The sequence below is a fragment of the Microcoleus sp. Aus8_D2 genome, assembly GCF_036702665.1.
GTDB lineage: Bacteria > Cyanobacteriota > Cyanobacteriia > Cyanobacteriales > Microcoleaceae > Microcoleus.
In genome coordinates, this window is the sequence record NZ_JAUBUN010000005.1 from 32,596 (window position 1) to 46,367 (window position 13,772).

A 13,772-nucleotide genomic window follows, 5' to 3' on the forward strand; every position below is an offset into this window, starting at 1 on the left:
TATTGTCGATTGAATTTAGGGATTGTTCGTGGCGACGCACCCTACAAATACTTTGTTTCCGGTTCGATAGTAACTTTGTGGGGATTGAAATATTACATATTTATAACGTTTAGAAAAAATATCGATCTAAAAGTGTTGGTTTTGTTTCGTTCACTCTATGTGTAAGGTGCGTCGCTATGATATTGTCGATTGAATTTAGGGATTGTTCGTGGCGACGCACCCTACAAATACTTTGTTTCCGGTTCGATAGTAACTTTCTGGGGATTTAAATATTACATATTTATAACGTTTAGAAAAAATATTTTTCTCAGAAAAGTGTTGGTTTTGTTTCGTTCACTCTATGTGTAAGGTGCGTCGCTATGATATTGTCGATTAAGTTTAGGGATTGTTCGTGGCGACGCACCCTACAAATACTGTTGGGTGATTTTGGGAAAATGGTATTAGCAGCAGTTTGATGGGTCGATCGCACTTTTCTCAAGAATGGTTAAGATTTCCGCTCTGTAGCTCTGTCTTGGTTAAGCTATATTGACGGTGACGGGTTTTCACTCATCAGCTTCGCAGGCAAAGCACGATCGGCAATATTCTAGTTAATTAAAGTCGGGAGACAAGCAATCATGGCAGAAATTGAGGTTCTTGTAAAAAGTTTGTGGGAACTTGATGAGGATCAGCTAGCAGCACAGATTGGCGATCGCGCTCGAGCCATAGGAGATGATGCGGCTGGACTTGGAACCAGAGGGATAGACGCTGCTTCCCTGGATTCTATTGATGTGAATGTGGCGGCTAGAGCATCGATCGAGCCCAGGCTCCTAGAAGCTGGCCAGCGGTTGTTCGATCGCGTAAATCCCTTAGTTTACGATCTGATGTGCAAACCCCTGGGAAACGATCCACAGACTCAGAAAATCCTGGATGAAGCGATCGGCCAAAATTACACTAAAGCTGCTGGGATGTTAGCTCCTATTCTGATCTCTGGAGTGGGACTTGCTCCTGCTGTTGCTACTCTCGTCGCTACGTTGATTATCAAAAAGATTGCCAATTATAGCGCTACTGCAATTTGTGACACTTGGAAGCAAAACCTGCCCAAACCCACAAGCTGAGCTATAAACGGAACTTCCACCGCAGGCGGAGGAAGTTCTGTTAGAGGTTTGGTGAACTCGATCGCGCTCACACCTCAAGCCATTTGTTCGCGGGTTTGGCGATCGACTATTCCGTCTGGCTTCAAACCTTTTTTATGCTGAAATTCCTTGACGGCTGTATCTGTTCCCGGCCCAAATTCACCATCAGCCCCAACTGCAATCCCAGCCTTTTTCAAGCCTTCCTGAAGCTTGATGACATCCGAGCCTTCCATTCTCGGCATCGCCAACCGCAATGTTCTGGGGTTGTCATCCCACGGCGCTTTAGCAAACCCTTGAGCAGGCGATCGATTAAGTGCATCTTCGGTTTGGGAACCAAAGCCGCCATCCTCGCCAATCTGTGCATCAGGGTTGTTCAGATTCCAAAGCTGCTGAAATGCGAGTATTGAGTTGCTGCGAAGATCGATCGTCCCGTCGCCTATGTAGTCGAAGTGAGGCGGATCGCCCGGTAATGGTTCCCAGCCATATGGGATCAAATAAGATTCCCAGCCTCTGGCATCTTCAATGTCGATCGCTAGCCCTGTTTGGTGGTTGCTGGCGCCCGGTGGCGCTACAGGATTAGAGTTGTTGGAGCGATCGTTATACAATAACATTTGCTGGGCGATCGTGCGGTAGGCAGAGTTCACCTGCATCGTTTGACCTCGATCTTGAATTGCTCTCTGAAGTGCCTCTTTTGCCGGAGTTTGTACGTAGGGAAAAGCTGCATCCAGCAAGTCTACATTGAGGTCATCAAAACTGACAAAGGCATCGGGTACAATCAGTTGCAATTGATAAATTAACTGTTGGGATAAACCATTGACCACCGCAGTTGAAGACATGGGGGCATCTTGGAGCAATCCGGGGAAACTACCTCTAAGTTCCAACATATCCCGTTGGACAAATTCTTCACAGGCTTCGATAATTACAGGTTGATTAAATAGAATGTCGCTTGAGTTAGTCATGGTTTTCTCCAATCAATTTCAATTTGAGCAGTCCTGGATTTATAAACTGTATGGCTAGGGCGATTCACACCGCACCTTAGCTCAACAGAGCTTTTGAACATCACTTGATTGTGTAGGTCTAATTGGTGGCACAATGGATTTTATAGTCCCAAATTGTATATTTGTTTTACATAGTAGTGTTCGCAATTTTCGCAAACGTTTACAAAAATTCATTCGCCATGACTATCGGCTTAGTCAATTTCTCTGATTGACTGCGGTTTTGGCTCATATTCCGCCGATGTAGCCCATCTTATGGTCATAGTTCGGACTGTTTTTAGTTCGCCGTCTGAAACCCTGGATTTCCCGGAAAGTAACTGGATATGTCAAGCTATAATCGCAATAGCGATCGCTTCGTCAGCACTTACGCAAAAAGTGGTTTGACTCGCGAATTATAGCGGCTGATATTTGCTGCGGTCGATCGACCACAATATTCGGGTTGGGGCGGGGCGGGTTTACGGGCTCTCTGGCCGATCTTATTGATGGTTGGTGAACCCGCCCCTACAAGAATTATGCTTAATTTATTGGCTAGACAATGTATGGAGAATCGATCGCCCTAGCGCGATTAATTGCTACCAAAGTCTGGTAAATTAAAGCCGAAATCTCGCCCCGGGTGATGTCCCGCTGCGGTGAGAGCCGATCGCGCGCCGGATAGTTTACTACAATCTTTAAAGCAGTTGCTGTTGCTACGGCGCTTAAAGCAAAATTAGGAATTTGACTGCGATCGCTGTAAACTTTCAAAATATCGGGATTTGAACCCTTAAGTTCTAAACCGTTAACCAAAGATACGATCGCCTCAGTCTTCGTCAAATTTTGATTCGGGCCGAACTTCAAGCCCGGAAACCCTGACAAAAACCCCGCCCGATTCGCCCGTTCGATCGCACTTTTCGCCCAAAAACTCGCAGAAACATCGATAAAATTTGTCGCTGGTGCCTTCGGAATCGGACTAAATGCAGTCACCAACAGTGCCGCATATTGAGCGCGATTTAAACTGTTGTCAGGGCCGAAAGAACCGTCAGGAAAACCGCTAATTATATTCGCCGCAGCCAAAGCTTCAATAAACTTTTCTGCCCAATGTCCAGAAATATCGCTGAACCTCGCACCGCCGATATTTGGATTGCCGCCGCCCTTTCTCACAGCAGCTTGCACGGCCTTAAAAGCATTCACTTTCCCGTAACCAAACCAATCGCTGCGGCGGCTGTTAGCATCATAATTTCCCAACCGATTACCCAACTGCGGATCGGCATCGGCATCGACAATTTTGTCAGCAGTTTGTTCGAGAATTCCCCGCACTTCCCGCGCCGTCAAACGAGGGTTGGCAGATAGCACTAAACCTGCAACTCCAGCGACTACTGGAGTGGCGCTAGAAGTGCCGCCAAAACTATTCGTGTAGTCCCCCGAGTCGTAGCCGGCAACCCCGACTCGATCGTCCGTAAACACCCCCAAACCGGGCAAATACTGCGACACCTCCGGCGCAGTCGCAATAAATCCGGTTTGTGGTAGCCAGGTGCCAGGGGGCGCGTTGTTGCTGGGGGCGCAAACCGAGATACTGCTGCCCCAATTGCTGTAGGCTGCTTTTTTGTTGAGGGAAGTGGAAGCAGCCACGGCAATCACATCCGGGTGGACTGCAAATCCTGACAGCCAATTAGTTCGATCGCCCACAACGTTATTTTGCCAGCCTTTTTCGTCCACAGTGCCGTTGACTGGGCGGTTGGCATTCCCCGCAGCAAACAGAATCACGCAGCCTCTGCCGCCCCGCCCTTGGGTGGCTGCTTTGGTGATGGTGGCACTTTGGCGCAGGGAAAGCGGATAGTAAACTGCCCCTGGGCCCCAACTGCAAGAGATCGCGGCGGCGCCTTTTTCCACTGCCCAATTGAATATTTTTTCGATCGACTCGTCATCAAGAAAACCGCTAGTACGGATGGGCATCAGGGCGCATCCGGGGGCGACGCCGACAGTGCCTTTACCGTTTTCTTCCGCCACAGCGACGCCTGCGCAACTCGTACCGTGGTTGTCCGATTCGGCAACTGGCATCGGGGAAGTGTCGCCGTCTTTGAAATCGATGGGCGAGACGATTTTACCTTGGCCTTGAAAATCGGGGTGCGTCAGATCGACTGAATCGTCGGCGATCGCAATTACGATCGATCGCACGCCGCGAGTCATATCCCAAGCTGGTTCTGCATAAATTTGAGCGCTGCCGACAAGTTCGTTGCCGCCTTGGTTGTTGAGATACCACTGTTTGGGATAAAACGGATCGCGGGGTGTATAATGCTGCTGAGTTTCTAGTATAATATTGGGCTCGGCAATCAAAACTTCTGGATATCTTGTCAGGCGGTTGGCAATTTTGATCGGGTTTTCTGTTGCTTGTTTGGTGACGAAGCAGATGAAGGTGTTGGGAATGCCTTCGACTGGCCGACTTATGGTTAAATTTGCTGCATTGGCGATCGACTTTCGCGATTCTTCGTTTACTTGTTCGCCAAATTGAATAGTAATTTGGTCTGTCAAATAAAAGAATGTATTCGGATTGTTTGCCGGACAATAAACATGGCTGGCAAAAGCTACCGCATCGCTGGCGCGGGCGGCTTGCATTGCTGCATCTAGGTTGGACGGCGGCACTAGATATTCTTCGAGATTGCTTTGGCTGACGCGACGGTTAAGTTTTGCCTGATTTGTTGCAGCCCAATTGTTCGATGCTGATGCTGTTGTTGAAGGACGGACTGTAAAGCGGTTAGGAACTTTTGACAGCAACAATTCATCGCCGCCGCGCTGCAAAATCACTGCCAGACTGGCTTCTGGAACTCCAATACCTTGATAGTTTTGGAGGGTGGCGGAGGTTGGTTTGCTTGGTTGTACCATCAGAAATATTCCTGTTTCTTTGGGAGAGAAGACTGGGCGGTTGAAACCGCCTGGTCTCTTCAACCTGCTCCCGTCACGTGCAAGTTTGTATAGAAGCGGTTTCAACCGCCGTCTTATTTGATCTCTGTCTTCTCTCTCAAATAAACACGCTAGGATTAATATTAAAGAATTCTCCCAGCGCCTTAGCTTGCGCCTTGCTAATCGCCCGTTTCCCATTAACCACCTCAGATACTACTCCTTTGGAACCAATCACGCCCACTAAATCGGCTTGTTTGAGTTCGCGGATTTCCATGAAATGCAATAGAACATCCTGGGGAGTTACTTCTGGATCTGGGTAATATTTTGATTCGTATTCTTCGATCAACAGCCCCCAGAGACTCAGTAAAGTTTCTTCTTCTAGGGTTAATTCTTCCTTAGACATCAGAAAATCGACTTCTGCGAGGGCAAGGTCGTTATCTTCTTCGTTCAGGATGGGCTTAGGCTGAGATTTCGCCAGCAGTTGACCGTAAGCTGTTTTTTCAATTGTGATGTTCATTGCTCATTCCTTTGCTTACTTAGACATAGTTTTCAAGTAGAAGGTGGGTGTTTGTTTCTCGGCATTAGGATTTTGACGTTTGGAGTAAATGTTTTGGATTTATTGAATACATCAGGGAATCTGTAATGTTTCCCTGATGTATAGAGTGGGATATTAACCTATTTTCTGTTTTACTTCATCTTCATCATTCCACTTAATTTTGTCATATTCGGCATGGGTTATAAATTTTTTAAAATAAATAATTTTGGTTGTATAATTTATTTTTACGATTAATCTATACTGATTGCCTTTAATATTAAATATGGTATATCCACAGACTTGATCGACCGATTGGGAATACCCCTGTCGAATGTCTTCTAGTGATTCCCAATTGTCTTTGATAGCCTTGCGCCAGACTGCGATCGCAGCCTTGGCCTCGTCGGGGTAGGATTCGATCGCACTCTCCAGATTTTTCTTGGAAATTAGTCTCATTCGAGTACCGTTACCGTTTTTTAAACGACACCTCTATGTTCTCATAACGAGAACAGCGTGTCAAGTCTCTACTTTAATTTTTCCTAAAGAACATTTTTCTCGATCGCCCCCTTTGACATTTGAACAAATTTGGTTTACACTTAGCCGGTTGCGATCGCCAATGGTAAGATCGGCTCAAGCTAAATATCTTTTTAAAGCGCCGAGGCGCAAAGTAATTTCATGGTATACTCTGGAACTGTTTGCTGGCTTAGCTCCACTGCCCGGATGACGATCGGGGCGATCGCAGTTTTGACCCTGTTGCAACCGCTCCAAGCCCAAGCACAACAACCTTCTAGACCAGATAACCAACCACAAGTCGATCCTGCCGACGACCCCACAGACCCCAACAACCTCCGCCCTGTTACCCAAGATAGCAGCTTGCTGAGCATTGCCGGAGGCCAGCGTTTGATGACAGAAGCCAGCGGTGCAATTTCCAATCAAAATTACACGCTAGCGGCTCAAAAACTCCAAGAATCCCGCCAAATTTTCAATCAACTCTCCAACTTCTACCAACAACTGGGCAGCAGTTTTGCCGGAATTGACATCCGGTTGGCAGACAGCCACCGCACCAAAGCTGTGGAAACAGCCCAAATGCGCGACGAAGCTACCTACCGGCTGGCGTTGGTACACCGGGCGCAAAACAAGCCGGAACTGGCTGTTCCCCTACTAATTCAGATTATTCGATCGCAGCAGCCAACTCGCGACTTGGGCAAAAAAGCTTACCAGCAGTTACTGGAATTGGGTTTTGTGGATGCGCCCTATCCCCGGCCTGCTGCAACTCAACCGCGATCGTCTAACAAATAGTTCCACTAAAATCATTCATTACAGCCCTTTATCACCGAAACCAATGGTTACACCGTCTCAAGTAGCAGAAATGATTAAGGCAGAGTTGCCCGACGCTAAGATACAAGTTGACGATTTGACCGGCGGCGGCGATCACTACCAGGCGAGAGTAGTCTCTGCCGCCTTTGAAGGGAAAAGCCGCGTCAAGCAGCACCAACTGGTTTACGGAGCCCTCAAACAGGCAATGGCTAGTGAAGCTATCCACGCTTTGGCGTTGGAAACCTTAACTCCCGCAGAATGGGCAGCGAAAAGTCCTGTTGCTTAATTGTTCAGTTGCTATCTTGACATCACAAGTTGGTGCTTATGTCAATATTTACTTAGCAGTGTTAGCACAAAAAGCAAAGAAACCGGGTTTTTCACCGGAATCTATGGCTTTAACGAGAGATTTTGGTGAAAAACCCGGTTTCTGTGTCAGTCAACGTTTAAAATTTTTCAAACAATATTAGGAGATACCATGAGTACAGCACATGAAAGAATTGACGAATTGGTTAAGCAAAACAAAATCATGGTGTTCATGAAGGGCAATAAGTTAATGCCACAGTGCGGTTTCTCTAATACTGTGGTGCAAATTCTCAATACTTTGGGAGTGCCTTACGAAACAGTTGATGTTTTGGCAGACCAAGAAATTCGTCAAGGCGTTAAAGAGTATTCCAACTGGCCGACAATTCCCCAAGTTTATATCAACGGCGAGTTTATTGGCGGCTCGGATATTATGATCGAGATGTATCAAAAGGGTGAATTGCAAGAAGCTGTAGAAGTCGCTTTGGCTTCTTAAATCCAAGGAAGGGAAAGAAGAAAGAAAGTTTTGAGTTTTAAATTGTGAGTTTTAAATTGTAAGTTAAAGACTTAAAAAATTCTGAGTTCCGAACTTAAAACTTTCCCAAATTTCTAACTATAACAGCAGTAGGGCGGACACAGCCCCGCCCTACTAAACTTCTATTTTGCAGCTACAGCTTACGACTTTCTGACTCTCATACCAGGTCCGATTATTTATCGGTTGTTTGTAGTAAGGACTTTAGTCATTATTCATTAAAAGCGTCAAGGCAGGACTGAAGTCCTCACTACAAACCTAATAGGTTTATTAAACCAAATTTGGCATTTAATAGTAATCTGATTCAGCTTGCGTCTGTGTCTGTGGCATTTCAAAATTGGAAGGATCGTGAATGTAACGCGCTGCTTCTTCCTCTAATCTGTGAATCAGATAGGGCTCCAGGCTGTTACAATGTCGCAGGGCTGCGAGGTAGCCATCTAAGTAAAGCCGCAGGTCATCGAAACGATAACCTCTATTCCACATTTCGACGAGGGCGTCGGTGAGTTTTTGGTAGTGCCGGATTGTTTGGGTGTCTTGTAGCATGGTGTGAGTTTGAAATCCTTTGTGGTGTGTATAATGACGGCGGGATTTAGGAACGGCCCGGATTCATACTGAGCAAGCTCAGGAGAGAGGCGATTGCTAAATAAAAGTTTTTACCCTGCTCAACAGGCTACTACCCTCCATAAAAAATTTCACTCGCCCCAATGCAGTAGCTCAACTCCATCGCGCGCACCTACATTATTCGTTGTGCGTTTAATAGAGTCAGGATATTGCTGAATTTGGCGATCGAACTGAGTGAGTGTTCCGGCTACCGAGCGAACGGTTGGAGGAATTCTAGTGTCAGTTGCGCGATTTGTCAACCTCCTAGGAGTGGGTACCCGGTCGGGGGGGTCGGTTTTGGCTGGTGGTTGGGTCATGGGATCGATCGGCTGTAAGCTATCTTATTTTCATTGTAAGCTCACCGCCAGAATGATTTAACCTTTCTGGGGTCTGACGATCGCAATTTGACCAAATCTTTAAAATTAGTACCATCAGTTTGTTCGCAGCTTTAAACGCAGCTTATGCTTGAGTAGCCATGGTTACAAAACCTTGACAAAACCTCTGTTAACCTGGTAGCCATTAGTGATAAGGGAAGCTCGCCGTTGTGGGATCTGCAAGTATTTCAATTGTTGAAGGAAATCCGCACCTGCGATCGCTCTTGGGCTGGCACTTACAGCAAGTCGGTCACTGGGTGCACCAATCAGCGGATATCAGTCATGCTAGGGAAATATTTTTCAGCCGCCAGCCAACCCTAGTGATTCTTGATGCCCAATTGCCTGATGGGGACGGTTTGGAATTTTGCCGCTGGCTCCAACAGCAGCAGCAATCGCTGATTTTGATGCTGTCGGCGCGGAATTCAGAAGCGGATATTGTGGAAGGTTTGAAGTCTGGCGCCGACGATTACCTGACTAAACCGTTTGGGATGCAAGAATTTATGGCGAGGGTGGAAGCCCTGATGCGCCGCAACCGCACGATGGTACCGCCCGCGATGCTGGAGTGCGGGCGGCTAAAAATTGACTTGGTACAGCGCCGAGTCAGGCTTCACGAAGAACACATCGAGCTTACTCCCCAGGAATTCAGCCTGCTGTACGTGCTGGCTCAGGCTGGAGGAGTGCCTCTGTCGCGCTCCGATTTGCTGCGTCGGGCCTGGCCTGATGCAATTGACAACCCGCGCACGATCGACACTCACGTACTCTCTCTGCGGAAAAAAATCGAAATCGACCCGCGACAGCCGAGTCTAATTCAAACTGTGCGGAATGTCGGCTACCGGCTGAATCTGGAATTGTTGAATGCGAATCAACAGCATTCACCGGTGTCCGGAGCTCTGACTTCTGAGACTATCATCAGCCGGTAAGTCTGATTTTATGCTAGGAATTGATGTGCGATCGCATCTGTTTTCGCCGCCATCACAAAATCATTGCGGTGCAACCCAGAAATCGCGTGAGTCCACCAAGTAACCGTAACTTTTCCCCACTCGGTTAACAGTGCGGGGTGATGCCCTTCAGTTTCTGCTGCTTCGCCGACGCTGTTAGTAAAGGCGATCGCACTTTTGAAATCCGGGAATTTGTAGGTGCGTTCTAACTGAGGAATGCCATTTTTTTCAATCAAATTCCAGTCGGGAATTTGAGGCTTAAGTTGGACAATTTCGTAAGCTGTGACGCGGGGAGAGTTTGGAAGGCAAGCGGCACAACGTTCTTTTGCTAGAGGTTCCATAAATTGCTGTTTGATGAGAAGATGCTAAAAGATAGTATGACATTTCTGATTTTAATTATTTCGGACAGGGCAAATGTCCGTTAGGAGTTACAAAGACATTGTGATTGAAATCGTTAATAAAACAGATTAGCAATCCGTCTCGGTGAACTTTGCGTTTTTCATTCCACTGCACCAGCTCAGTATTTGCGGTTGTCTGATATGGACGAGCCTTAATTGATTCTAGTATGCTGTGTGCGGGAGCGATCGCTGCATTGACATCCACCAAGATTTTATCAACTTCTCCGGTTCGTTTGCCGAGTTCGTTGACTGTGTGGTTGCGGAGGACAAAGCTTTTGACATAAATCGGGGCAGTTGAAGTATTTGTTAGCCGCAGCATTCCCAGTTTTACAGTTTCTACTCGCAGCACATAGCTGGGTGGAATGTAACTTGCAAACGAGGCAGAAGCCATAATCGCTGGAACGGCAAGAAACGATAAGAGTTTTTTCAATATAAATAGTCAAAATCGCCTTTGAGCCGCTATTTTACTACATCGAGAGTCTGCTTGTAAAGTGAAATTAGCGATCGCCCCTTTTTTCGTATAATTAATCAAAGAGCGATCGCACTTTCTCTCTTTTCCCGCCCAATTCAGTATCAACCGTTCAAAAATCGATCGGGATCGATGCCAGATTCCCGCAGTCTTTCGATTAAAGATGCAAAGCGAGCTTCGGCAATCTCTGCACGCTGTCTTTCCTGTTCGGCAAGCTCTTGTGCCTGCTCGGCAAGCTCTTGTGCCTGCTCGGCCCGCTCCTCGGGAGTAGGAATCCAATTGCCTTCACTATCGTACCAGCGCAACCACAGTCGATCGACTCCCAGATAATCTCCCTGCCACAAACCCAAGCCTAAATCAATCTCAGGCATCCACAGGCGCGAGTCAGAAAGTTCCAATTCTTCATAGCGAGCTCCGTTCAATTTAAAAGCCCTTAATCGATTGGTGTAGCGGCTGAAAACAACATAATAAGGAATCCGCAAAACCTGCTCGTAAACCTCCCATTTTCTCATCGGTTTTGCCTGAATCTGTTCGTGGTTTATATTACCGTTACCTGCTATTTGTTCAGATTCAGACTGTAATTGTTCCCCATCATTTGCTCCCAAATCTTCCTTTTCTGTTCCCGGCGAAAGCAATTCTACAATCACAAAAGGATTAACACCCTCTTGCCAAATGACGTAACTCAGCCGCATATCGACTTCATCATACAATCGGGAAACTCCCACCACTCCAAACCAATCCGGGCGCTTGTACCACAACGGGTGACGCACATCATAATAAAGATTCATGTCGCTTCCGGTAAATATTTGGGAAGCGGAATAGTTGGAAGGGCGGAAGGTATGGCTCAGCAACTGCGGTTGCAGGCCGTGAAATTCATCGGGAAAACCAGGTTCCTCCGGATTTTCGCTAGGTAGATCGTACATCGTGGGGAGCGTTTCTTTGGGCGATCGGGGCGGCTCTGTTTGAGGCACCGGATATTTAGGAAACATAATAATTTGGGGTAATAACTAACATTATTTTAACTCAATTAAGATTAAGCAAGTGACTGATTTCCCAGCCGCTAATTTCCTTAAATTCAAAAGGTTTGTAGTGCGGACTTTAGTCCGCAGAATTTGATTCGGACTAAAGTCCGCACTACAAACCTTTAGCTTTTGTTAAAAGAGCAATTTGTTCTGGTGTCAAATCGGTACTCCTTCTCTGCGAACATTTAGAAAGAAAGGACTTTTCTCTTCCTGAAAACGTACTGCGGAAGCAAAAGCACTAGAAATTACTACAGTACGATCTAAGCACAAAGCGGCAACAAATTCACTGGTGCGAGCGATTTCTTTGCCAGCACTAACAGGTTCGTTCAAAACAACCAAAATATCAATATCAGAATCTGGTTTGGCGTCTCCTCTCGCCTGGGAACCGTAGAGAATTAATTGCACAAGTCTGTCGCCGTACAAATTATTAAAGTAGTGGCGCAGTTCAGCTAAAATTTCCGGTAAATTCTCGTTCATAGTGGAATAACTCAACCGATAATATTGGGAATAGGGCGGGTTTCTTTGGCTAAGCAAATCAGCTTTTAATTCAATTATAAAAAATAAACTCTTGTGGGGTGGGCTTCTAGCCTGCCTCAAATTTAAGCGGGTTTACCCGCCCCACAAGTACGATCGCTCAACCGATAATTTTCTTAATCAAGTCTAACTTACCTAAATATGGAGCATAGCGCCATTTTAAGTCAAGTAAAAATGACTTTTGCAGCACGCTTTTTTGATGTGAAAAAGTATCAAAACTCGCTTTACCGTGATAGCTACCGATGCCACTGTCGCCAACTCCGCCAAAAGGTAAAGTTGTGACTCCGACTTGCATAACTGTGTCGTTGATGCAAACTCCACCCGAAGAAGTTTCGCGCAAAACTCGCTCTTGTTTCTCCTTATCTTTCGAGAACAAATACAAAGCTAGGGGTTTGGGGCGGGCGTTGATTTGGGCGATCGCCTCCGAGAGTTCCTCATACTCCAAAACTGGCAAAATCGGGCCAAAAATCTCATCCTGCATCACTGGCGAATCCCAGGAAACCTTGTCAATTACCGTTGGCGCAATATATTTATCTTCGGCATTGGTTTGGCCGCCGGCGACAATTTCGCCGTCTTTGATAAACTCTGCCAAACGTCCTAAATGATGCTGATTGATAATTCGCGAATAGTCGGGACTTTGCTGCGGATCGTCGCCGTAAAATTCGTGAATTGATGATTTAATTGCTTGCATCAAATCGGGTTTAACTTTTTTGTCAACTAACAGGTAATCCGGAGCGATACAAGTTTGACCGGCATTGATAAATTTGCCCCAAGCAATGCGTCTTGCAGTATATTCAATTTGAATGTCTGAGTCAACAATGCAAGGACTTTTGCCGCCCAATTCTAATGTTACAGGTGTCAGGTGTTTGGCGGCGGCTTCCATGACTACTTTACCGATTTTTGTGCCTCCGGTAAAGAAGATGTGGTCGAATTTTTCGGCTAATAATTGTTTGCTGATTTCGACTCCTCCTTCGATCGCGCAGATGTAGGCGGGATCGAAGGCTGTGAGGATCATATCCGCGACAACTTCCGAGGTGTGCGAGGCGATTTCTGAGGGTTTGAGGATGGCGCAGTTGCCGGCGGCGATCGCCCCGACTAAAGGTGATATCATGAGCTGAAACGGGTAATTCCAGGGCCCGATGATTAAAACCACGCCCAAAGGTTCCGGGTAAATGCGGGCTGAGGCGGGGAATTGATCGATCGATGTTGGCACTTTTTTGGGCTTGGCCCACGATTTCACGTTTTTGATGGCATAATTAACTTCTGCGATCGCAGCAATTTCAAAATACGCCTCATACTCCGGCCTGTTTAAATCAGCCTTGACAGCATCTACAATCCGTGATTGATTGGAGGCGATCGCACTTTTGAGATTCTGGAGTTGTTCGATCCGAAAATCCACATCTTTAGTTTTCCCAGTAGCAAAAAATTGTCGCTGCTCCCGGATCGTATCGCTGACACTCAATAGCATATTTTGTCCTCCATGTCTATAAATAAATGTTACAACAGGAGAACAAAAAATGGTATAAAATGCGATCGCCAAAACCGACTGCATCCTGTTAATACCAAAATCTAGCAAGTCTCAATAAATTGTCAACTCTTTCTTTCTCCCTCCGCGTTCTCTGCGTTCTCTGCGGTAAAAAAAAATACCTCTGAAAATTCATGCAAATATCAAAAACAAAATTCATCTCTGACTGCATATTAATACCAAAATCTAGCAAGTCTCAATAAATTGTCAACTCTTTCTTTCTCCCTCCGCGTTCTCTGCGTTCTCTGCG

General features: G+C 46.3%; 16 protein-coding genes. 6 read left to right on the forward strand and 10 right to left on the reverse strand.

Translation table 11 applies throughout. From position 1 onward, the window contains the following. Positions 1–614: 614 nt before the first annotated feature. Complete coding sequence (locus QUB64_RS05430) at positions 615–1,094, forward strand: hypothetical protein (protein ID WP_333265640.1); 480 nt, start codon at positions 615–617, stop codon at positions 1,092–1,094. 74 nt (positions 1,095–1,168) lie between these two features. Here the strand turns inward: QUB64_RS05430 and QUB64_RS05435 are convergent, their stop codons facing one another. The 4 genes from QUB64_RS05435 to QUB64_RS05450 form a co-directional block, all read right to left on the reverse strand. Beyond that, positions 1,169–2,071 carry a peptidoglycan-binding protein gene (locus tag QUB64_RS05435; protein ID WP_333265642.1) on the reverse strand — a complete coding sequence of 301 codons (903 nt, stop codon included), beginning with the start codon at positions 2,069–2,071 and terminating at the stop codon, positions 1,169–1,171. Between the two features lie 564 nt (positions 2,072–2,635). Beyond that, positions 2,636–4,963, reverse strand: a complete 2,328-nt coding sequence (locus tag QUB64_RS05440; RefSeq protein ID WP_333265644.1) for a S8 family serine peptidase — start codon at positions 4,961–4,963, stop codon at positions 2,636–2,638. Between the two features lie 136 nt (positions 4,964–5,099). After that, positions 5,100–5,498 (reverse strand): helix-turn-helix domain-containing protein, encoded by a 399-nt coding sequence (locus tag QUB64_RS05445; RefSeq protein WP_333265646.1) that lies wholly within the window; start codon positions 5,496–5,498, stop codon positions 5,100–5,102. A gap of 153 nt (positions 5,499–5,651) precedes the next feature. Next, entirely contained in the window at positions 5,652–5,969 is a 318-nt protein-coding gene (locus QUB64_RS05450) for a type II toxin-antitoxin system HigB family toxin (RefSeq protein ID WP_333265648.1), read from the reverse strand. 219 nt (positions 5,970–6,188) lie between these two features. Between QUB64_RS05450 and QUB64_RS05455 the strand changes: the two genes are divergently transcribed. From QUB64_RS05455 to grxD, 4 genes are read left to right on the forward strand one after another with little or no spacing between them, the layout of a single operon-like run. After that, a complete protein-coding gene (locus tag QUB64_RS05455; RefSeq protein ID WP_333265649.1) occupies positions 6,189–6,812 on the forward strand; it encodes a hypothetical protein in 624 nt (207 codons plus the stop codon). A 43-nt stretch (positions 6,813–6,855) separates the two neighbouring features. Then, positions 6,856–7,116: a BolA family protein gene (locus tag QUB64_RS05460; RefSeq protein WP_194010483.1), complete on the forward strand. Its 261-nt coding sequence runs from the start codon at positions 6,856–6,858 to the stop codon at positions 7,114–7,116. Between the two features lie 16 nt (positions 7,117–7,132). Further along, positions 7,133–7,297 carry a hypothetical protein gene (locus tag QUB64_RS05465; RefSeq protein WP_333265652.1) on the forward strand — a complete coding sequence of 55 codons (165 nt, stop codon included), beginning with the start codon at positions 7,133–7,135 and terminating at the stop codon, positions 7,295–7,297. 8 nt (positions 7,298–7,305) lie between these two features. After that, positions 7,306–7,626: a Grx4 family monothiol glutaredoxin gene (gene grxD, locus QUB64_RS05470; RefSeq protein WP_332944533.1), complete on the forward strand. Its 321-nt coding sequence runs from the start codon at positions 7,306–7,308 to the stop codon at positions 7,624–7,626. 324 nt (positions 7,627–7,950) lie between these two features. Here grxD and QUB64_RS05475 read toward each other — a convergent pair whose 3' ends face one another. After that, positions 7,951–8,205: a DUF6761 family protein gene (locus QUB64_RS05475; protein WP_293250926.1), complete on the reverse strand. Its 255-nt coding sequence runs from the start codon at positions 8,203–8,205 to the stop codon at positions 7,951–7,953. A gap of 601 nt (positions 8,206–8,806) precedes the next feature. Here QUB64_RS05475 and QUB64_RS05480 point away from each other — a divergent pair. Then, positions 8,807–9,556 carry a response regulator transcription factor gene (locus QUB64_RS05480; RefSeq protein ID WP_333265655.1) on the forward strand — a complete coding sequence of 250 codons (750 nt, stop codon included), beginning with the start codon at positions 8,807–8,809 and terminating at the stop codon, positions 9,554–9,556. Between the two features lie 8 nt (positions 9,557–9,564). On the opposite strand, the gene QUB64_RS05485 is transcribed toward QUB64_RS05480, so the two are convergent. The 5 genes from QUB64_RS05485 to QUB64_RS05505 form a co-directional block, all read right to left on the reverse strand. Then, complete coding sequence (locus tag QUB64_RS05485; protein ID WP_333265657.1) at positions 9,565–9,915, reverse strand: 4a-hydroxytetrahydrobiopterin dehydratase; 351 nt, start codon at positions 9,913–9,915, stop codon at positions 9,565–9,567. 55 nt (positions 9,916–9,970) lie between these two features. Further along, positions 9,971–10,363, reverse strand: coding sequence for a hypothetical protein (locus tag QUB64_RS05490; protein WP_333265659.1), 393 nt, complete (start codon positions 10,361–10,363; stop codon positions 9,971–9,973). 182 nt (positions 10,364–10,545) lie between these two features. Beyond that, positions 10,546–11,430, reverse strand: a complete 885-nt coding sequence (locus QUB64_RS05495) for a Uma2 family endonuclease (protein WP_333265661.1) — start codon at positions 11,428–11,430, stop codon at positions 10,546–10,548. A 189-nt stretch (positions 11,431–11,619) separates the two neighbouring features. Then, the gene (locus QUB64_RS05500; RefSeq protein WP_333265663.1) at positions 11,620–11,940 is read right to left on the reverse strand and encodes a nucleotidyltransferase domain-containing protein; all 321 of its coding nucleotides are present in this window, start codon (positions 11,938–11,940) and stop codon (positions 11,620–11,622) included. Positions 11,941–12,097: 157 nt separating this feature from the next. Next, entirely contained in the window at positions 12,098–13,465 is a 1,368-nt protein-coding gene (locus QUB64_RS05505; RefSeq protein ID WP_333265954.1) for an aldehyde dehydrogenase, read from the reverse strand. Positions 13,466–13,772: the final 307 nt, after the last annotated feature.

Coding starts and splice junctions, on each gene's coding strand:
- QUB64_RS05440 (WP_333265644.1), bottom strand. CDS start 4,963: ATGGTACAACCAAGCAAACCAACCTCCGCCACCCTCCAAAACTATCAA.
- QUB64_RS05460 (WP_194010483.1), top strand. CDS start 6,856: ATGGTTACACCGTCTCAAGTAGCAGAAATGATTAAGGCAGAGTTGCCC.
- QUB64_RS05490 (WP_333265659.1), bottom strand. CDS start 10,363: ATGGCTTCTGCCTCGTTTGCAAGTTACATTCCACCCAGCTATGTGCTG.
- QUB64_RS05495 (WP_333265661.1), bottom strand. CDS start 11,430: ATGTTTCCTAAATATCCGGTGCCTCAAACAGAGCCGCCCCGATCGCCC.
- QUB64_RS05435 (WP_333265642.1), bottom strand. CDS start 2,071: ATGACTAACTCAAGCGACATTCTATTTAATCAACCTGTAATTATCGAA.
- QUB64_RS05430 (WP_333265640.1), top strand. CDS start 615: ATGGCAGAAATTGAGGTTCTTGTAAAAAGTTTGTGGGAACTTGATGAG.
- QUB64_RS05455 (WP_333265649.1), top strand. CDS start 6,189: ATGGTATACTCTGGAACTGTTTGCTGGCTTAGCTCCACTGCCCGGATG.
- QUB64_RS05475 (WP_293250926.1), bottom strand. CDS start 8,205: ATGCTACAAGACACCCAAACAATCCGGCACTACCAAAAACTCACCGAC.
- QUB64_RS05500 (WP_333265663.1), bottom strand. CDS start 11,940: ATGAACGAGAATTTACCGGAAATTTTAGCTGAACTGCGCCACTACTTT.
- QUB64_RS05505 (WP_333265954.1), bottom strand. CDS start 13,465: ATGCTATTGAGTGTCAGCGATACGATCCGGGAGCAGCGACAATTTTTT.
- QUB64_RS05450 (WP_333265648.1), bottom strand. CDS start 5,969: ATGAGACTAATTTCCAAGAAAAATCTGGAGAGTGCGATCGAATCCTAC.
- grxD (WP_332944533.1), top strand. CDS start 7,306: ATGAGTACAGCACATGAAAGAATTGACGAATTGGTTAAGCAAAACAAA.
- QUB64_RS05445 (WP_333265646.1), bottom strand. CDS start 5,498: ATGAACATCACAATTGAAAAAACAGCTTACGGTCAACTGCTGGCGAAA.
- QUB64_RS05485 (WP_333265657.1), bottom strand. CDS start 9,915: ATGGAACCTCTAGCAAAAGAACGTTGTGCCGCTTGCCTTCCAAACTCT.